Origin of the sequence: Pseudomonas sp. RL_5y_Pfl2_69 (genome assembly GCF_963970465.1) — a bacterium.
Taxonomy (GTDB): Bacteria; Pseudomonadota; Gammaproteobacteria; order Pseudomonadales; family Pseudomonadaceae; genus Aquipseudomonas.
Genome location: NZ_CAXAOU010000005.1, coordinates 294570 through 313712, shown reverse-complemented (window position 1 = coordinate 313712; position 19143 = coordinate 294570). Strand labels below are relative to the sequence as shown.

20 protein-coding genes are annotated in these 19143 nt (G+C 59.3%); 10 read left to right on the top strand and 10 right to left on the bottom strand.

Going from position 1 to position 19143, the window contains the following annotated elements:
• Positions 1-2 precede the first annotated feature (2 nt).
• From AACY07_RS11560 to gspM, 9 genes are all read left to right on the top strand, one after another.
• Positions 3-1421, top strand: a complete 1419-nt coding sequence (locus AACY07_RS11560; protein ID WP_133076747.1) for an FAD-dependent oxidoreductase — start codon at positions 3-5, stop codon at positions 1419-1421.
• Between the two features lie 229 nt (positions 1422-1650).
• Positions 1651-2718 (top strand): uroporphyrinogen decarboxylase, encoded by a 1068-nt coding sequence (gene hemE, locus AACY07_RS11555; RefSeq protein ID WP_133076746.1) that lies wholly within the window; start codon positions 1651-1653, stop codon positions 2716-2718.
• A 389-nt stretch (positions 2719-3107) separates the two neighbouring features.
• Positions 3108-4580 (top strand): N-acetylglucosamine-binding protein GbpA, encoded by a 1473-nt coding sequence (gene gbpA, locus AACY07_RS11550; protein ID WP_339474909.1) that lies wholly within the window; start codon positions 3108-3110, stop codon positions 4578-4580.
• 73 nt (positions 4581-4653) lie between these two features.
• Positions 4654-5166, top strand: a complete 513-nt coding sequence (locus tag AACY07_RS11545; RefSeq protein WP_339474907.1) for a cytochrome b — start codon at positions 4654-4656, stop codon at positions 5164-5166.
• 56 nt (positions 5167-5222) lie between these two features.
• The gene (locus AACY07_RS11540) at positions 5223-5756 is read left to right on the top strand and encodes a type II secretion system protein N (protein WP_339474905.1); all 534 of its coding nucleotides are present in this window, start codon (positions 5223-5225) and stop codon (positions 5754-5756) included.
• Between the two features lie 9 nt (positions 5757-5765).
• Positions 5766-7691 carry a type II secretion system secretin GspD gene (gspD, locus tag AACY07_RS11535; protein ID WP_445261374.1) on the top strand — a complete coding sequence of 642 codons (1926 nt, stop codon included), beginning with the start codon at positions 5766-5768 and terminating at the stop codon, positions 7689-7691.
• Positions 7688-8920 (top strand): GspE/PulE family protein, encoded by a 1233-nt coding sequence (locus AACY07_RS11530; protein ID WP_339474903.1) that lies wholly within the window; start codon positions 7688-7690, stop codon positions 8918-8920. The genes gspD and AACY07_RS11530 overlap by 4 nt, the downstream gene beginning before the upstream one ends.
• Complete coding sequence (locus tag AACY07_RS11525; protein ID WP_339474901.1) at positions 8911-9135, top strand: hypothetical protein; 225 nt, start codon at positions 8911-8913, stop codon at positions 9133-9135. Before AACY07_RS11530 ends, AACY07_RS11525 begins: the two co-directional genes overlap by 10 nt.
• A complete protein-coding gene (gspM, locus tag AACY07_RS11520; protein WP_339474900.1) occupies positions 9132-9575 on the top strand; it encodes a type II secretion system protein GspM in 444 nt (147 codons plus the stop codon). Before AACY07_RS11525 ends, gspM begins: the two co-directional genes overlap by 4 nt.
• A 2-nt stretch (positions 9576-9577) precedes the next feature.
• On the opposite strand, the gene AACY07_RS11515 is transcribed toward gspM, so the two are convergent.
• Positions 9578-10825 carry an MFS transporter gene (locus AACY07_RS11515; protein WP_442800255.1) on the bottom strand — a complete coding sequence of 416 codons (1248 nt, stop codon included), beginning with the start codon at positions 10823-10825 and terminating at the stop codon, positions 9578-9580.
• Positions 10826-10977: 152 nt separating this feature from the next.
• Between AACY07_RS11515 and AACY07_RS11510 the strand changes: the two genes are divergently transcribed.
• Complete coding sequence (locus tag AACY07_RS11510) at positions 10978-11877, top strand: LysR family transcriptional regulator (RefSeq protein WP_339474898.1); 900 nt, start codon at positions 10978-10980, stop codon at positions 11875-11877.
• Positions 11878-12010: 133 nt separating this feature from the next.
• Here AACY07_RS11510 and AACY07_RS11505 read toward each other — a convergent pair whose 3' ends face one another.
• From AACY07_RS11505 to AACY07_RS11465, 9 genes are all read right to left on the bottom strand, one after another.
• On the bottom strand, positions 12011-12193 hold the full coding sequence (locus tag AACY07_RS11505; RefSeq protein ID WP_339474896.1) for a DUF6124 family protein: 183 nt from the start codon (positions 12191-12193) through the stop codon (positions 12011-12013).
• Between the two features lie 385 nt (positions 12194-12578).
• Complete coding sequence (locus tag AACY07_RS11500; RefSeq protein WP_133076730.1) at positions 12579-13019, bottom strand: hypothetical protein; 441 nt, start codon at positions 13017-13019, stop codon at positions 12579-12581.
• A gap of 19 nt (positions 13020-13038) precedes the next feature.
• Entirely contained in the window at positions 13039-14265 is a 1227-nt protein-coding gene (locus tag AACY07_RS11495; protein WP_339474894.1) for a beta-ketoacyl-ACP synthase, read from the bottom strand.
• Entirely contained in the window at positions 14265-14993 is a 729-nt protein-coding gene (fabG, locus tag AACY07_RS11490; protein WP_133076728.1) for a 3-oxoacyl-ACP reductase FabG, read from the bottom strand. The genes AACY07_RS11495 and fabG overlap by 1 nt, the downstream gene beginning before the upstream one ends.
• The gene (locus tag AACY07_RS11485) at positions 14986-15453 is read right to left on the bottom strand and encodes a hotdog family protein (protein ID WP_339474892.1); all 468 of its coding nucleotides are present in this window, start codon (positions 15451-15453) and stop codon (positions 14986-14988) included. The genes fabG and AACY07_RS11485 overlap by 8 nt, the downstream gene beginning before the upstream one ends.
• Positions 15450-16637, bottom strand: coding sequence for a beta-ketoacyl-[acyl-carrier-protein] synthase family protein (locus AACY07_RS11480; protein WP_339474890.1), 1188 nt, complete (start codon positions 16635-16637; stop codon positions 15450-15452). Before AACY07_RS11480 ends, AACY07_RS11485 begins: the two co-directional genes overlap by 4 nt.
• Positions 16634-17104, bottom strand: a complete 471-nt coding sequence (locus AACY07_RS11475) for a DUF3261 domain-containing protein (protein ID WP_339474954.1) — start codon at positions 17102-17104, stop codon at positions 16634-16636. Before AACY07_RS11475 ends, AACY07_RS11480 begins: the two co-directional genes overlap by 4 nt.
• A gap of 53 nt (positions 17105-17157) precedes the next feature.
• Complete coding sequence (locus AACY07_RS11470) at positions 17158-17913, bottom strand: class I SAM-dependent methyltransferase (protein WP_339474888.1); 756 nt, start codon at positions 17911-17913, stop codon at positions 17158-17160.
• On the bottom strand, positions 17910-19142 hold the full coding sequence (locus AACY07_RS11465; protein WP_445261373.1) for an NAD(P)/FAD-dependent oxidoreductase: 1233 nt from the start codon (positions 19140-19142) through the stop codon (positions 17910-17912). The genes AACY07_RS11470 and AACY07_RS11465 overlap by 4 nt, the downstream gene beginning before the upstream one ends.
• Position 19143 lies beyond the last annotated feature (1 nt).

The window sequence follows — 19143 nt, the reverse complement described above, 5'->3', positions numbered from 1 at the left end:
CCATGGCTGAACGTCTGAGTAACGACTTCCAGTTCATCGATGTCGGGCGCAAAGATCCGAAGAAGAAACTGTTACGTCAACGCAAAAAAGAGTTCGTGGAAATCTACGAACCCTTCAAACCCCAGCAGTCGGCCGAGCAGGCCCACCGCTGCCTGGGTTGCGGCAACCCGTACTGTGAATGGAAATGCCCTGTGCATAACTTCATTCCCAACTGGCTGAAGCTGGTGGCCGAGGGCAACATCCTCGCCGCCGCCGAACTGTCGCACCAGACCAACACCCTGCCCGAAGTCTGTGGCCGGGTGTGCCCGCAAGACCGCCTGTGCGAGGGTGCCTGCACCCTCAACGACGGTTTTGGCGCGGTGACCATCGGTTCGGTGGAGAAGTACATCACCGACACCGCGTTCGCCATGGGCTGGCGCCCGGACATGTCCAAGGTCGTCCCGACCGGCAAGCGTGTGGCCATTATCGGCGCGGGCCCTGCGGGCCTGGGCTGTGCCGACGTGCTGGTACGTGGTGGCGTGACCCCGGTGGTCTTCGACAAGAACCCGGAAATCGGCGGTCTGCTGACCTTCGGTATCCCGGAGTTCAAGCTGGAAAAAACCGTACTGAGCCACCGTCGCGAAGTGTTCACCGGCATGGGTATCGAGTTCCGCCTCAATACCGAAATCGGCAAGGACATCAGCATGGAACAGCTGCTGGCCGAGTACGACGCCGTCTTCATGGGCATGGGCACCTACACCTACATGAAAGGTGGTTTTGCCGGTGAAGACCTGCCAGGCGTGCACGATGCACTCGACTTCCTGATCGCCAACGTCAACCGCAACCTGGGCTTTGAAAAGTCGCCGGAAGATTTCGTCGACATGAAAGGCAAAAAGATTGTGGTACTGGGTGGCGGCGACACGGCCATGGACTGCAACCGTACTTCGATTCGCCAGGGCGCCAAATCGGTGACCTGTGCGTATCGTCGTGACGAAGCCAACATGCCCGGCTCCCGTAAAGAAGTGAAGAACGCCAAGGAAGAAGGCGTGAAGTTCCTTTACAACCGTCAGCCGATTGCCATTGTTGGTGAAGGCAAGGTTGAAGGCGTGAAGGTGGTCGAGACCCGTCTCGGCGAGCCGGATGCCCGTGGCCGACGCAGCCCTGAGCCGATCCCGGGTTCTGAAGAGATCATTCCGGCAGACGCCGTGATCATCGCCTTTGGTTTCCGCCCAAGCCCGGCGTCATGGTTCGAGCAGTTTGACATCCAGACCGACAGCCAGGGCCGTGTGATTGCGCCCGAGCAGTCGAAATTCAAGCACCAGACCAGCCACCCGAAGATTTTTGCCGGTGGCGACATGGTGCGCGGCTCGGACCTGGTCGTGACCGCGATCTTCGAAGGCCGTACTGCGGCTGAAGGGATCATGGATTACCTGGGCGTGTAACCCGATCCCCTGTGGGAGCGGGCTTGCCCGCGATGGGATCAACTCGGTCTGCTGATCAATCGAGTTGTCTGTATCGCGAGCAAGCTCGCTCCCACAGTTGTTTCGCGGTGTTGCCAAATAAGACGTTAAACCGCGACAAATCGCCCCGATAGATAAAAGGCACGGCACTTGCCGTGCCTTTTGCGTCCGTCTCTGAGAAAATGCCCCCACTTTTTTTCCGGATGCTGACATGACTGTTCTCAAGAATGACCGTTTCCTTCGCGCTTTGCTCAAGCAACCCGTAGACGTAACGCCTGTCTGGATGATGCGTCAGGCCGGTCGCTACCTGCCGGAGTACCGTGCCAGCCGCGCCAAGGCCGGCGACTTCATGAGCCTGTGCAAGAACGCCGAATTCGCGTGTGAAGTCACCATGCAGCCTCTGGACCGTTTCCCGCAGCTGGATGCGGCCATCCTGTTCTCCGACATCCTGACCATCCCCGATGCGATGGGCCAGGGCCTGTACTTCGAGACCGGCGAAGGTCCCCGCTTCAAAAAAGTCGTCAGCACCCTGGCCGACATCGAAGCGTTGCCGATTCCCGACCCGCAAAAAGATCTCGGCTACGTGATGAACGCCGTCAGCACCATCCGCAAGGAACTGAATGGTCGCGTGCCCCTGATCGGCTTCTCCGGCAGCCCGTGGACTTTGGCTACCTACATGGTTGAAGGCGGCTCCTCCAAGGACTTCCGTAAAACCAAGGCCATGCTCTACGACACCCCGCAAGCCATGCACTTGCTGCTCGACAAACTGGCGCAGTCGGTCACTTCTTACCTCAACGGGCAGATCCTGGCCGGTGCGCAAGCGGTGCAGATCTTCGATACCTGGGGCGGCAACCTGTCGTCTGCGGCGTACCAGGAGTTCTCCCTGGCCTATATGCGCAAAATCGTCAGCGGCCTGATCCGCGAGCACGAAGGCCGCAAAGTGCCGGTCATCCTGTTCACCAAGAACGGCGGTCTGTGGCTGGAAAGCATTGCCGATGCTGGCGCCGATGCGCTGGGTCTGGACTGGACCTGCGACCTGGGCGAAGCCCGCAAGCGAGTGGGCAACAAGGTTGCGCTGCAAGGCAACATGGACCCGACCGTGCTGTACGCAAACCCGGAAGCAATCCGCACCGAGGTCAAACGCATCCTGGCCAGCTACGGCAAGGGTTCGGGCCATGTATTCAACCTGGGTCACGGCATCACCCCGGAAGTGAAGCCGGAGCACGCCGGTGCTTTCATCAGCGCGGTGCACGAGTTCTCGGGGCAGTATCACGAGTAAGCTCGATTTTTAAAAAACCCTGGCGAATGCCGGGGTTTTTTTTGGCTGATATTTACATCAGTTATGGGTTGTGACTATGACAATGGCTATTGAATAACTAATTCATATTCCTACATCTTTGCAGGAAGTTTCCTACATACATATCTATACGCCTCCGTAAAATCCGAGCGCTATTGCTTTATTTGTTTTAGTAAAAAATATTACTTGGGGCGGCATGTTCACCAAAGGATTGTCGCTTTTGGTGGGGGTTAAATATGTCTATATGTTTCTTTGTTGAAGTCATGACTTAAGGGTCATCGTTTTCTGTGATGTTGCGTGCGTTGTTCGAATATGCAGTGCCAAAAATAGCAGTCGTAACGGCTGCCTAATAAAAACTAAGGAACTCTTATATGAAATTTGCACTATCTAAGTCTGGGGCTTTGATGGGGTGTGCATCTTCGCTGACTCTACTGGCTTCTCTGTTCGCGTCGCAACAGGCGGTTGCACATGGTTATATGAACGAGCCACCGTCACGCGCGTATGCCTGTCGCTTGGCCCTGAATACCAACTGTGGTCCAGCTGAATATGAGCCGCAAACAGTGGGTGAAGCCCCTAAAGGCTTCCCTGCCTTTGGACCTGCCGATGGCAAGATCCCGAGCGGTGGCAATGCCATGTTCTCGGCTCTGGATGCCCAGTCTGCAACCCGCTGGCATCTGAGCGAAATCAAGGACCGCAACATTGAATTCAGCTGGTTCTACACCGCTGCCCATAAAAGTACCAAGTGGGAATACTTCATCACCAAAACCGATTGGAACCCTAATCGGCCCCTCACCCGCGATGACTTTGATACGACCCCGTTTTGCAGCGTTGAAGGCGGCGGTGGCGTACCCATCGATGGCGCAGCGGGCGGCAATGGCCCGGCAGCCAAAAAACACGCCTGTGTGATTCCGGCAGACCGCACGGGTCAGCACGTGATTTTGGGAGCATGGACAGTAGACGACACTGCGGCAGCTTTCTACGACGTGGTGGATGTCAATATCACCGCTGAAGGGGCAGCGCCTGATGGCTGGACCAAAGTCGGGGCGTTGACGCCGACTCACTCATTGCTGCCAGGCGACACCGTCAAGGCTCGAGCCTTTACCGGCAGTGCGGAAAGTGCCGAATACAGCTTCTCGATCGGCATCGACTCCGTAACAGAAGGCTTGCCAGAAAACTGGTCCTACAAGTTGGCGCAAACCGTGAACGCGAGCAACAAGTCGGTACGTGCCGGTATTCGCAACGAAGAAGGCGTCATTGAGCCAATCAAAGGTGCCAATACCTTCTACGCCAAGGCCCAAAGCGGTGTCACCAACTACCAGTTGCTGACCCAGATGGTTCCAGACCCGGCCGCCTACATGCACGTGCATGACGTTGCCGCCGAGTACGTATTGGACAAAGGCAAAGCCGCTATTGGCTTGACCCTGATGACCAACAAAAACCTGACGGTTGAAGCGACGGTCTACAACGAAGCCAACAAACAAGTGGGCTACACCAAGCAAAACGTGAACGCGACCACTGCACCGTTGATCGTAGACGTCAGCAGCGCCCCGGGTGCTCACGCCTTGAAGCTGATTGCCAGCAGTGCAGATGGTCGTGAAAACTTCCAGGAGTTGAAAACCCTGACCCTGACCGGCGAAGGTGGCGGTCAGCAGTACGATGCCATCTACCCTGAAGGTTTCAAGGCTTACAAGGCAGGTACCACTGTGTTGCAGCCCAAAAACGGCCAGGTATACGAGTGCAAGCCTTGGCCTGCTTCGGGTTACTGCGCACAGTACTCGCCTACAGCCACTCAGTTTGAACCGGGTACCGGCTCGCACTGGAACATGGCATGGACTGAGAAGTAAGCAGTCCTGAACAACACCGGGCTGTTAATCATGAACAGCCCGGTTTGCTGGAAAGATCAGGGAATAAGCTTCGATGAAGACTATTAACTACTCGACATTGCAGAAAGTGCTCCATGGGTTCTCTGCAGTGTTGATTATTTGGTTGATGATGTCGGGTTTTTATATAGGGCTTATCGCTGAGGCTGTCAGTTATAAGCAAGTTATTAGCGACATTAATGTTTCGTTAGGGCTGCTGCTGACACCCGTTTTTATACTCAGGCTTTGTGTGTCGTTTGGTCGAGGTTGTCCGGCTACAGTGGACGTTAATAATCTTGCGCCGTGGCTGGCTTTTTTTATCCATACCCTGCTGTATCTGACGGTTGTAACGGTTCTGATTTCAGGTGTTTTGATGATGGACGTACCGATCAGTTTTTTTAATAGTGTGAGTTTCCCAGCGCCCATGGAAAACAGCCAATTGCATGAATTATTTGCCCTTATTCATACACAAGCCTGCGCAGTATTGGTCTTGTTGGTGAGTGTGCATGTGGCTGCGGTGATCAAGCACCACTGTGCAGGCCGACCCATCATCAAACGCATGTTTTCGTGACGCACAATTAACTGCAGGGCCTGGCGGGACTGCAAAGGCACCCAGGTGAGGCGGTCTTGAACAGTTTTAAGCGCGTGATTAGCCGTTATGGGGCATCTGCAATGAGCGGGGGGCTGCTGGTATTGCCTTTGGTCTATGGCAGTTATCTGGCATGGCAAGAACTGCAGTATCGCGACGCCTTGGGCCCGGCCCGCGAGTTTGCTCCTGTCAGTGCGCCGGTTGTGCCTGCGGCCCAGCCTTTTAAAGCCCAAGCCATTGCCACGGTGATGGGCCTGAACACCCAGGCTGCCTGGGTGCCGAGCGCGGAAGCCTTGCAGTTGCGGGCCAGTTTTGTATCGACTCAAGGCCCGTCTCAAGCGCTGTTGGCTGGCGCACAAGGCAGCCGCTTCTACTCGGTGGGTGATCTTTTACCCGGTGGCAGCGTTCTGCGTCGTGTCGAGGTTGGCCATGTAGTGCTGTGGCGAAATGGTCGTGAAGAGCGGCTCGCGCTCAAGCCCGCCAGTCGGCATGTGTTACCTGCATCAGCTACCGGCAGCGCCGATCCGCTAGCCACTTCAGTCCATCTGCGGCCCCTTGTTGGCCAACCATAGAGAAATGCCATGACCCCATTCAATACGTTAAGCATCGGCCAATTTTTGGCGTGCGGGGTCATGTCCTGCGCACTGCTGTTTCACACTTCGGCCACTGCCGCCGGGCAGTACTGGAAGTTGGCAATGAAGGATGCCGAGCTGCGTGATGTGGTGCAGGAAATGTCTGCGGTACTGGGCACGACCGTGGTGCTCGATCCTCGGGTGCAGGGGCGGATCACGGTGATCTCCGAGCAGGAACTGGATCGTGAAGGCGTGCGCCGGTTGTTCTACGCAGTGCTGGATGCGCAGGGGTTCTCCGTCATCGATCAAGGTGATCGTTTATTGATCATTCCAGTAGCCGAGGCCAAGGCCCAGGCAGGTAATACGGATACCCGGTCTGCCCCGGCCCAGGCATTTGTGACCCGTGTGATCGAACTCAATGCCAGCGTTGCCGCCGACCTGGCAGGCCTGTTGCGGCCTCTGGTGTCGAACAATGGCTACGTGGGGCCTTCGGCCTCGACCAATGCGCTGGTCATCACCGACACCGTAGCCAATACCCGGCGTATTGCCGATATCGTGCGTCAGCTGGATGCCGGTACCCGTTATGGCCATTCCGTGGTCGAGCTTAAACATGGGCTGGCCAGTGACATCGCCAAGGTCATGGAGCAGTCACTGGATAAAAAAGCCACGGGCGCGAGCAGCCAGGTGATTGCAGACATGTCGGCCAATCGTCTGGTGATTTTGGGCAGTGAAGCCATGCGCAAGCGTTTAAGCGCGCTGGCCCGTTCGCTGGACACACCGGCCAACGCCCAGCAAGAAAACTCGCGGGTCATTCGTCTGCGTCACAGTGATGCCAAGCTGTTGGCCGAGGTGCTGCTGGCCGTGGGTCAAGGCATGAAGCAAGAGACCGCCCTGGCCGGTGCCAGCCAAAAAGCGTCGTCTCGCGAGGTGATGGTGGCGGCCGATCAAAGCCAGAACGCCTTGGTGCTGATGGCTGATCCCGCGCAGGTCAGGACCCTTGAAAGCATCGTGCGCCAACTCGATCAGCCTCGCTCACAGGTGTTGATCCACGCCGCCATTGTTGAAATTTCCGGGGATATTGTTGAAACCCTTGGCGTGCAATGGGGAGTGAACACCGGTGGTGCCACGGGCGGGATCAGCTTTCCCGGCACCAACATTCAGATCGGTGCCTTGTCCGCGAGCAATGCGAAACTGCCTGAAGGAGGCGTGTTGCAAGTGGGCGGCGATCGTTTCAATGCGCTGATCTCGGCCCTGGCCAGCGATACCAACAACAATGTGCTGTCCACGCCCAGCCTGCTGACGCTGGATAACCAGGAAGCCGAAATTCTGGTGGGGCAAAACGTACCGTTCAAAACCGGCTCCTACACGGGCTCTGGCGATAATTCCAACAACCCCTTTACCACAGTGACCCGCCAGGACATCGGCATCAGCCTCAAGATCAAACCCCACATCAACGATGGCAGTTCGCTGCGCCTGGAGGTCGCCCAGGAAAACTCCGAGATTGCGCCTTCGTTGCAAGGCATCGACTCGACCGATTTGATCACCAACAAGCGCGCTTTAAAAAGCACCATCCTGGCTGAAGACGGCGAAATCATCGTGATTGGCGGGTTGATCAAAGACAGTGTGCGCACCCAAGTGAGTGGCGTGCCATTGCTGCGCAGCATTCCGTATCTGGGTGCGTTGTTTCGCTGGAACAAGGATACCCACACCAAAACCAACCTGATGGTGTTTTTGCGCCCGACCATTGTGCGCAGCAAACAGGACCTGCTTGAGATCAGCGAAGCCCGCTACAACACCTTGCGCAACCTGAGCCAGCCCGCTGGCAAAGACAAAAACGCTCGGTTGTTGCCCAGCAAAGCGAATCAAATGTTCGACGCCAGGCTGCAAGATCCATCGGCGGTGGATCTGCGTCAGCCCAAATCCCAGCGCCCATGACTCTGATACCCGCCCGTTTGCCATTCAGCTTCGCCCGACGTTTCGGGGTGCTGCTGGACGCCTCTTCAATGCCGCCGATCCTGTTGGTTCGAGCAGACACGCCCTTGAACGCACTGGCCGAAGTGCGGCGCTGGGCAGGGCATGAAGTGACCGTGCAGGTGATCGCGGATGCGCAATTCGGCGAGCGCCTGGCCAACAGCTACAGCGCCGGCCACAGTGCCGCCGAGCAGGTGGCCCAGGGGCTGGACGACGACCTTGACCTCATGAGCCTGGCCGAACAAGTGCCCCAGACCGCCGACCTGCTGGAGCAAGAAAATGATGCCCCGATCATTCGGCTGATCAACGCCTTGTTGCGCGAAGCCATGCGCGAGAAAGCCTCGGACGTACACCTTGAAACCTTCGAGCATTACCTGTCGGTGCGCATGCGTATCGACGGTCAACTGCGCGAAGTCCTCAGGCCCAAGCGCGAACTGGCCAACTTGCTGGTGTCACGGATCAAGGTCATGGCCCGGCTGGATATTGCTGAAAAGCGCGTGCCCCAGGATGGCCGCATTAGCCTGCGCCTGGCCGGGCATGAAGTGGATGTGCGGGTTTCGACCTTGCCCTCGGCCCACGGCGAGCGCGTGGTGATGCGTTTACTCGACAAGCAGGCCGGGCGCCTGGATCTCAAATGCCTGGGTATGCCCGCCGCCACCCTGAACCGGTTTGAGCAGATTCTGTCGCGTCCCCACGGGATCTTTTTGGTGACCGGCCCCACGGGCTCGGGCAAAACCACCAGCCTGTATGCCGCACTCAGCCATCTCAACCACCCCAACCGCAATATTCTGACGGTCGAAGACCCGGTGGAATATCACCTGCCGGGCATCGGCCAAACGCCGGTCAACACCAAGGCCGACATGACGTTCGCCCGTGGCTTGCGGGCGATTTTGCGCCAGGACCCGGATGTGGTCATGGTGGGTGAAATCCGCGACCGCGAAACCGCAGAAATCGCCGTCCAGGCGTCGTTGACCGGGCACCTTGTGCTGTCGACCCTGCACACCAACAGCGCCATTGGCGCAGTGACCCGGCTGGTGGACATGGGGGTCGACGCCTACTTGCTGGCCTCGTCCCTGGTCGGGGTATTGGCCCAGCGCCTGCTGCGTACCCTGACCTGTCCGCGCAACTCAGGGCACTGCAACAACAAGCGGCTGCCCCGCACAGTGGTCATATGGCGCGGCTGGTGCAACTGACTGAACAGGTGATAGGTGCCAGCAGTGTTGAAGTGCAACAGATGGAATGGCGCACGGATGTCGGCTGGATACTCACTATCACCGCCGCCAGCTTCGCCGAGCTTGAATACCTGCGCACGCGGGGTGTGCAGAACGCACTGCCCGTCATCCTGGGCACTGCCAGCCAGCAGGGCAGCCGGGTGCAGGCATTACTCACCCTGAAGGACGTTATATGAAACCCCATCTGCGTGAGCGCTGGCAGCACTTGTCGCGTCGAGATCGTCAACTGTGTGGCGGGCTGGCGGTGTTTTTGCTGGTTGTATTCTGTGCCTATGGGCTTTGGTTGCCGGCCCAGCAGAGGTTGGTGGCGGCTCAAGGGCTGCACCTTAAAAACGTGGCACTCGCGGATGAAGTCCAGCGGGCCAGGCCAGCGTCAGCCGCGCAGGATTCTGGTCAGCCGTTGGCCGCGCGCTTGAGCGAAAGTGCTGCGAGTTCGGGGTTGAATGTCGAGCAGTTCGAACTGGACGCCGGTGTTGTACGCATCACCCTGAGCGGGGATGCGGTTGCGGTGCTGGGCTGGCTCAACCGCATCGAACAACAGGGCGCCCGCTTCGAAAGTCTGAGCCTGGAGAAGCGCGAGAGCAGCCTCCAGGCCCGGCTGCAGATTAACAACTGACGCTACAGGAGGCGGGTATTGCCCGGCAGCACCGGCAATCGGGCCAGATGCAGCGACACCAGCAGCGCAATCAGCAACATGCCGACGATAAACGCGCCAATACCGTTCCAGCCTGCGAGATGCCAGAACACGCCACCCAGGGTCCCGGCGACGCTCGACCCGGCGTAGTAGCTGAACAGGTACAGCGACGATGCCTGCCCCTTGGCTTTGATGGCCCGGCGGCCGATCCAGCTGCTGGCCACCGAATGCGCACCGAAAAAGCCGAACGTGAACATCAGCATGCCGATAATCACAAACGCGATGGGTTCGAGCAGGGTCAGTGCGATCCCGGCCAGCATCAGCACAATCACGGCCCAGAGCACACGGCGGCGGCCCAGCTTGTCGGCCAGCGCGCCAATTTGCGCCGAGCTGTAGATGCCCGACAGATAGACAATGGACAGCAAACCCACCAGCGCCTGATTCATGTTGTAAGGGTCAGCCAGCAGGCGATAGCCGATGTAGTTGAACAACGTCACAAAGCTGCCCATCAGCAAGAAGGCTTCGAGAAACAGCCACGGCAGGCCCGCATCGCGAAAATGCATGGTGAACCCGTCCAGCAGGCTGCGCGGGTTCATGGCACGGGGGCGGAAGTTGCGCGACTCGGGCAGGATCTTCACAAAGATCATCGCGGCGGCCAGGGCCAGGCCGCCGATGACCAGCATCGCGGTGTGCCAGCTCACAAAGTCGATCAACACGCCACTGATCAACCGCCCGCTCATCCCGCCAATGGCGTTACCGCCAATGTACAAACCCATGGCCAAACCGATGTGCTGCGGGTGAATTTCTTCACTCAAGTAAGTCATCGCCACGGCTGCCAGACCGCTGAGCGACAAACCCACCAGCGCCCGGGTGATCAGCACGCCTTCCCAGGTCGGCATCATGGCGCTGAGCAAGGTAAAGGCTGCGGCAGAAAACAGCGCAAATACCATCACCGGTTTGCGCCCAAAGGCGTCGGAAATGGGCCCGGTAATCAGCAGACCAATGGCCAGCATCGCCGTGGCGACCGACAGGATCAGACTGCTTTGTGCCGCATTGATCCCGTACTCATGGGACAGCACCGGCATCATCGGTTGCACGCAATACAGCAGCGCAAAAGTCGCAAAGCCCCCCGAGAACAGCGCCAGCACCGTGCGCATAAACATCGGCGTGCCTTTCTCGATAAACACATCATTGAGTTGGGAGACAACATCATCCAGCACGGACGGCGGGATTTCGTGGGCGAGCGGTGCAGCAGCAGTTTTCACGGGGACCTCAAATTGCGGTAAAGCCGAGCGGCAATGACGAAAGAATATAGGCAGCTAACGATTCTTTCCAATATATTGTTCGACCTGTTTGATAGGTTTAACGACTCAATGGAGCTTGTATGGAATTGCGCCATTTGCGCTACTTCATCGCCGTCGCCGAAGAGCTGCACTTCGGCCGGGCGGCGCAGTTGCTGGGTATCTCGCAACCGCCCCTGAGCCAGCAAATACAGGCGCTGGAGCAGGAACTGGGGGCGCGTTTGTTTGATCGCACCAACCGTCGGGTTGAGCTCAGTGAAGCCGGGCGATTGTTTCTGGAAGAGGCGCGACTGGTGCTGGCCCAGGTCGACAAGGCGGCCGATGTGGCCCGTCGCGCGCAGCTGGGTGAACTGGGCGAATTGAAGATTGGTTTTACCTCCTCGGCACCGTTCAATTCCAGCATTCCCCAGGCCATTTTTGCGTTCCGCCAGGCATTCCCGGCGGTGCACCTGAACCTCAAGGAAATGAGCAGCCGCGAGGTGGCCGAGGGGTTGGTGGATGAGACCATTGAAGTCGGCATCATGCGCCCGTTGGCGTTGCCTGATTCGTTAAGTGCCGTGGAGTTGTTTCGTGAGCCGCTGGTGGCGGTGATCCGCGCCGATCACCCCTTGGCTGAAGGCAGTGACCATGGCTTGCAGTTGGCGGCGTTGGCGGATGAGCCTTTTGTGTTCTTCCCGCGCAGTTATGGCAGCGGTTTGTATGCGCAGTTATTGAGCCTGGCGCGCCAGGCGGGTTTCAGCCCGCACTTTTCACAGGAAGCGGGTGAAGCCATGACCATCATCGGGCTGGTGTCGGCGGGGCTGGGGGTGTCGGTGTTGCCGGCGTCGTTCCAGCACATGCGCATCAAGGGCGTGGTCTATCGGCCGCTGCTTGATCCGGATGCCAACACGGCGGTGTGGCTGGTGCAGCGCAAGGGCAGCAACTCACCGATGGCGAAAGCGTTCGCGGATTTACTGACCCGTAAAACGGTGGCCAGGGTTTAGGGCTTGCCCTCGATTCAGGCACTGCGGCTTTTCAGGCAAACCGTATCGATCCAATCGCGAGCAAGCCCGCTCCCACAGAGAACTGTGTTCAGGCCCGGGCTTGTCCGCGAGCAAATCCATATTCAGGTCGTGCCTAGCGGGCCATCAACTTATCCACAGACGCTTTGACCTGATGAATCAGATGCGCCACTGCCAGCGCCACATCGCGGTTGAGGCCTTGCAGGTTATCGGCCGACGCATAGGCCGTGGCAATGGCGCAACGCAGCAGCTCTTCAGTGTGTTCGAGGGTTTGTTCGTGATCGTGTGTGTGAGTCATGGTGAGGTCTTCCGTATAGATTGGGAGCTTTCACCATTTGCTTGCACACAAAGAGGGTGGCAGCTGTGCGCGGGTGTGCAAGACCGAGGATACGGAACTCGGCAGACTCGAAAGTCTCCCACGCACAGCCGCCATAAACCGGGCTGGCGTTGCATTGCCGTATCAATCGGACTTGCACGTCCGGTCACCCATGAGGAGTGACGAACCGCAGGCTAGCCATCGAAAGAGACAGGCGCAAGGCCCAGGAATTGTCTAGGAATAGTCCTGCGAAGGAAAGGGATCGCTCTCGCGCAGGGTCATCAATGGAGCATTTATTGTGCGCTGGCGATAACAGCAGTTTGTTTGTAAACAAGGCGCCGAAAGGCGCCTTTGTCATTTCTGATGCTTACAACGGTTTTACCAGCGCCGCTTCAGACAGCTGTTTGGCCGTGCGTTCATTCTGGTTGTCCTTGAGGTCGCGCACGATATCGCGGTCCAGCAGGCGCACCCAGCGGATGTAGTTCTTGTGGATCTTGCCGTCCTTGTAGTCCAGGCCGCTGCTGTCGCGATACTGGATACGGTAATGGTCGGCGCTGTACGGAATGTCGATTTCAGCGTGGTATTGCTCGCGCACGGTGATCTGCGCCTGCACCTGCTGGGGGGTGATTTTTTGCACCGTCCAGCCACGCCCGACCAAGGCTTTGACGATGGCTTGCTGCATTTGCGCACGGTCGCTGTGGATCGAGGCATGCAAGGTGCGGTCCGGGTTCTGAATGGGTTTGCTGGTGCAGGACACGGTGCCCAGCAGGGCAAGGGCTATCAGGGTAATACGCAGCAAGTAAGGCATTCCATTGGCTCCAGAGGTGTTAAACCCAGCGACGGAAGATCAACGAGGTGTTGACCCCGCCAAAGGCAAAGTTGTTGTTCATCACGTAATCGTTGTGCATGACGCGCAATTCGTCGCGCAGGTAGTCCAGTTCGCCGCAACGGGGATCGACTTCATCCAGGTTGAGCGTGGGCAGGTAGCGGTCGCTGTTCATCATTTCGATGCTGAACCACGATTCCAGCGCGCCACAGGCGCCCAGGGTGTGGCCCAGATAGCTTTTCTGGGAGCTGATGGGCATGTGTGTGCCGAACAGCTCGCGGGTGGCCAGGGTCTCGGCAATATCGCCTTGCTCGGTGGCGGTGCCGTGGCCGTTTACGTAGCCGATGGCCTGCGCGCCAATGCCCGCATCTTCCAGTGCCAGCTCCATCGCCCGGCGCATGGTGCTGACTTCCGGGCGGGTGGTGTGCTGGCCGTCGGCGTTGCTGCCAAATCCGACGATTTCAGCATGGATATGCGCGCCACGGGCCAGTGCGTGTTCCAGCTCTTCAAGCACCAGCATGCCGCCGCCTTCGCCGATGACCAGGCCGTCACGGTCCTTGTCATAAGGACGCGGGCTGGTGTGCGGCGCGTCGTTTTTCAGGCTGGTGGCGTAGAGGGCGTCAAACACCATGGCTTCGGTGGGGCACAGTTCTTCTGCACCGCCCGCGAGCATCAGGGGCAAACGGCCGAACTTGATGGCCTCGTAGGCGTAACCGATGCCCTGGCTGCCGCTGGTGCACGCGCTGGAAGTGGGGATCAGGCGCCCGGTCAGGCCAAAGAAGATGCTGATATTGGCCGCCGTGGTATGCGGCATCATGCGCACGTAGCTGTTGGCATTGAGGCCGTCCGCCACGGAGTTGAGCAGCATATTGCCGAATGCCTTGATCTCATCGGTGCTGCCGGTGGACGAGCCGCAGGCCACGCCCATGCGCCCGTCACGAATGATCGGGTTGCCCAGCAAGCCGGCATCCTGCAAGGCCATCTCCGCTGCGCCAACGGCCAGGCGCGAGACGCGGCCCATGCTGCGCAATTGTTTGCGGGTCCAGTGCGCGGGCACCGCAAAGTCATCAATCGGCCCGGCCAGCCGCGTGTTGAGTTCGGTGAAGCGGTCCCACTCGTCCATGCGCCGAATGCCACTGCGCCCGGCCGCACAGTTGGCTTCGATGCTGGCCCAGTCACTGCCCAGGGAGGTGATACCGGCCATGCCGGTGACGACAACGCGCTTCATCAGCACAAGCCTCCATTGACGGCCAGCACCTGACGGGTGATGTAACCCGCTTCGGCCGACATCAAAAAGTTAACCGCCCCGGCGACTTCTTCCGGGGTGCCCATGCGTTGGGCGGGGATCATTTTCATCAGGTCTTCTACCGGTACGTTTTCGTCGAGCATGGCGGTGTCGATCAACCCCGGCGCAACGCAGTTGACGGTGATTTTGCGTTTGCCCAGTTCAATGGCCAGGGCCTTGGCGGCGCCGATCAAGCCCGCCTTGGAGGCGCTGTAGTTGACCTGGCCGCGATTGCCGATCAGGCCCGATACCGAAGTGATGCAGACGATGCGTCCGGCAGCACGGCGACGGATCATGGGCATCATGACCGGGTGCAGCACGTTGTAGAAACCGTCGAGGTTGGTGCGCATCACGACGTCCCAATCGTCTTCGCTCAGGGCCGGGAACGCCCCGTCGCGGGTCAGCCCGGCGTTGAGCACGACGCCGTAATAGGCACCGTGGGTTTCAACATCGGCTTCGAGCATGGCTTTGCATTGGGCGCGATCCGACACGTCGAATTGCAGCACCCGTGCGCTGCGGCCCAATGCCTGGACTTCAGCCATGACGGCGTCGGCTTCACTGCGGCCACTGCGGCAATGCAGCACCAGGTCAAAACCGGCTTGGGCCAGACGCAGGGCAATGGCGCGGCCGATGCCACGGCTGGAGCCTGTGACCAAAATAGACTCAGTCATGGCGGGTCTCCTGGGATGCTTGAGCAAGGTAGTTTTCAGCCTGGGGCGGACGGAACACGTTCAGGCGGGCGCTGGCACGGATGCCGGGGCCGGTGAGGTGACACTCGAACACGCCCATGCCGTTGTCGTCTTCCAGCGAGCGCAGCGCGTGGATGTGCAGTTGGGCACCGAGGGGAAAGTGTTCGACGTTGCATTCAAATTTGCGGGTGCCGAGCAAAAAGCCCAGCGCCACGGGACGGCCTTGCAGGCGGGCGTGGCAACCGGCGTAGGCCGCGACGCTTTGCGCCATCAGCTCAACGCCCATCCACGCGGGGAGGCTGCCGTCTTCGCGGTTGAACAAACCGCCTGCGTTCACGGTGAGACAGGTTTGAATCTGCTCTTCATCAAACGCCAGCACCTGATCGATGAGGATCATGTCGCCAGCGTGGGGCAGCAGTTCGGCGAGCGGCCAATCAATCATGGGGCGTCTCCGATAATAAGGCTGACGTTATTGCCGCCGAAGGCAAACGAGTTGCTCATCAGGCAGCGTTGTGGCGCCGGGGCCAGGGTCTGGCCGGGCGTTACCCAGTTCAGCGCAGGCAGCACCGGGTCGGGTTGACCGTCCCAGACGTGCGGGGGCAGGGCATCGCCGTGGGTCAGGCTCAGCCAGCAAAAGGCGGCCTCCAGTGCCCCTGCCGCACCCAGGGTGTGGCCGGTCATGGGTTTGGTCGAAGAGCACGGCACGCCTTGGGGGAAGACCTGTGTCACGGCGTGGCTTTCCATCGCGTCGTTGTGCAGGGTGGCGGTGCCATGCAGGTTCAGATAGCCGATGTGCGCGGGCTGCAAACCCGCACGACCCAGGGCCTTGTGCATGGCTTGAGCTGCGCCGCGCCCGGAGGGTTCAGGGGCGGAAATATGGTGCGCATCACTGCTGGCGCCCGCGCCGAGCAGGGCGATGGAGTGAGTGCCCGCGGGTTGCTTGCTCATCACAAACAGCACCGCCGCTTCCCCGATATTGATGCCGTGGCGGTTCACCGAAAAGGGGTTGCAGCGTTCATCCGACACGGCTTCCAGCGATGAAAAGCCGTTGAGCGTGAGTTTGCACAGCGTGTCGACACCGCCGCACAGCACCACGTCGCACAGGTTCATGTCCAGCAGTCGCTGGGCACTCATCAGGGCGCGGGCGCTGGAGGTGCAGGCGGTAGAAATCACATAGGTCGGCCCGTTGATGTTCAGCCAGTCGGCCAGAAACGTGGCCGGTGCGCTCAGCTCTTGCTGCTGATAGTCGTAATCGCCGGGGAACTGTTGATGTTGCAGGTAGTGGGCAATGCCACGGCTGGCTTCATCGATGCCCGAGGTGCTGGTGCCCAGCACAACGGCAATGCGCTCGCGGCCGAACGTCTGGATCGCCTGTTCGATGTCGTCTTTGATCTGCAACGCAGCGTCGAGCAGCAACTGATTGTTGCGACTGCGTTGCGGGCTGAGTTCAGCCGCAATTGCAGGCAGCTCGCCACTGACCGCGCCGAGGGTGATTGAGCGCTCGGGCACCCAGCCGCTTTGATGCTGCATGCCGGAGCAGTCACCGGCAAACAGCTTGCGCGCGACTTCATCGGTGCCGCGACCCAGCGAACAGACCACGCCCAGGGCATTGAGGTAAGCAGTCATGGGGCGGCCTCCAGCGGGCTGATCCGGTAGTGCAGATCGCCCTTCATATCGATACGAAATAACCGGGGTTGCTGGTACTGCACTTGCCAGCGCTGTTCCATGAAGCGCCGATCAGGTTCAGCGGTTGCCTGTGGATAATTAACCGACAATTCAGCCGCAGGTGTCAGTGCAAACAATAACGCCGCGAACAGCTCGCGGGCTTCGGGATTGGGCGGCAACAGACCATCGGCGTGCCAGGTGCCGTCCTGCAACAATTGACGTGCCAGAGGAATGCCCAGCGGGTCCATCAACGACCAGCGCAGCCCGGCATTTTCCTGCTGAATCACCAGTAACCAGTCCTGACGCTCATCGGCGTGTTCACGCTGGATATGCAACTGCATGGGCAAGGCCAGGGTTGGGGTATGCCTGGGCAGCGGCAAGCTGGTGCAGCTACTGAGCAGCATGCACATCAACAGCCACACAAACATTATCCGTGTGGGAGCGGGCTTGCTCGCGATGCAGGCATCTCGGTTCAACGGATTCACCGCAGCGATCCTGTCGCGAGTAAATCCGCTCCCACAGGGGATTGGGGCTTGCGCGCCACCACGTTGACCAGGGTTTCCTCCCGTTGCCCTACCGGTTTTGGCTTGAGCACGCCCAAGCGCTCCAGCAGGCCGAAATCCTTGGAGCGGCTCCACCACAGGTAGGGGTATGAGACGTTTTGCGGACCGAATTCAAAACCCTGATCACGGATCATGTCCAGGTATTGCTCCGCGCTTTTCTGCACATGCATGGGGTGGCGGAACAACCAGCGGATCACCCAGGTGTCGATGTAGGCTTCGGTGGACTCGGCAAACAGCAAGTACCCCCCCGGTTTGAGCACCCGGTAAAACTCGGCCAGTGCCCGGTCCTGCTGCACCAGATGGTGGAAGGTCTGGTGGCAGAACAGGATGTCGACACTGGCATCCTGCACGTCAAGTTCGGCGCAGTCGCTGCCGATCAGTTCGATGTCGATACCCTGACGCCGGGCTTCTTCTGCGCTCAATTGCAGGCTCAGCGGATCGGCATCCAGGCCAACCAGACGCGTGGGGGTGAAGGTTTTATGCAGATACTGGAACGATTTTCCCTGGCCGCAGCCGGCATCGAGAATCACCGGCGCGCTTGGCAGTTCTTCACTGAACAGGCTGCGCAGGTCATTGATGGCCACCCGCAGCACATGGTGCTGCCAGGTGTGGCTGCGCAAAAACCAGAAGCCCAGACGGGTTTCTTCAACGTAGGTATCGCTCAGAGGTTTCATGGCGACTCCGTAGCGCAAATGTCCGACAGCATGCGCAAACGGCGCTTGGGTTCGCTGACAAACGGGTTGTTTTCATCCCAGGCATAGCCCGCCAGGATCGAGCTGATCATGCGGCGGATCTGTGGCGAGCTGTCAGGGTGGAAGATCACGTCCTGGAAAGTGCCGGCGTACCAGCCTTCGACGTAGCAGCGGAAGGTGTCGACCCCGCGCTTGAGCGGTTCGGCAAACTCGGCTTGCCAATCCACGGCCTCGCCTTGCAACTGACGGTGCAGTACGCCAGCGGCCATGCTGGCCGAGCGCATGGCAATGGTCACGCCCGAAGAGAACACCGGATCGAGGAACTCGGCGGCATTGCCCAGTAGCGCAAAACCCGGGCCGTGCAGGGTTTTGACGTTGGCCGAGTAGCCGCCGATGGTGCGCGCCGCAGTGTCCCACACAGCATTGGCCAGCACGCGTTGCAGGCTAGGGGTCTCGTCGATGAAGCTGCGCAGGCACTCGTCGAGGTTTTCGCTGCGCCCAGTAAAATGTTCAGCTGCCGCGACCACGCCCACCGAGCAGCGGCCATTGCTGAACGGAATGCTCCAGAACCAGATATCGCGCTGGGTCGGATGGGTGGTCACGAGGATTTTGTTGCGATCAAAGCCGTCGCAATCAATGCGGTCTTCAACGTGGGTAAATACGGCCTGGCGCACCGGGAAATTCGACGGCGCTTCAAGATCGAGCAAGCGCGGGAGCACGCGGCCATAGCCGCTGGCGTCGAGGATAAAGTCGGTTTCGACCTGATAGCGGCTGCCGTCTTCGCGCTCAATGTCCAGCAACGGTCTGGCCCGTTCAACATCGGTGGCGATCACGGTCTGGCCGTAGCGGATTTCAACACCCTGCAAGGCGGCCTGATCGGCCAGCAACTTGTCGAAATCGGCGCGTTGCACCTGAAAGGTGGTGGGTTTGCCGTTGCTGAACGTGTCACCAAAATCGAAGGCGCTGTAGTGCTCGCCCCAGGCGAAGGCGGCGCCGTTTTTGAGCTGGAAACCGGCCGCTTGTACCGCTTCCAGCATGCCCGCTTCTTCGATGAAGTCGATGCAGTGCGACAGCAGACTTTCACCAATGGAAAAGCGCGGGAAGTGTTGGCGCTCGATGATCAACACATCGTGGCCCTTGCGTTTGAGCAAGGCTGAAGCGATGGCGCCGGACGGCCCTGCGCCAATCACGACAACCTGACGACGTTCCATT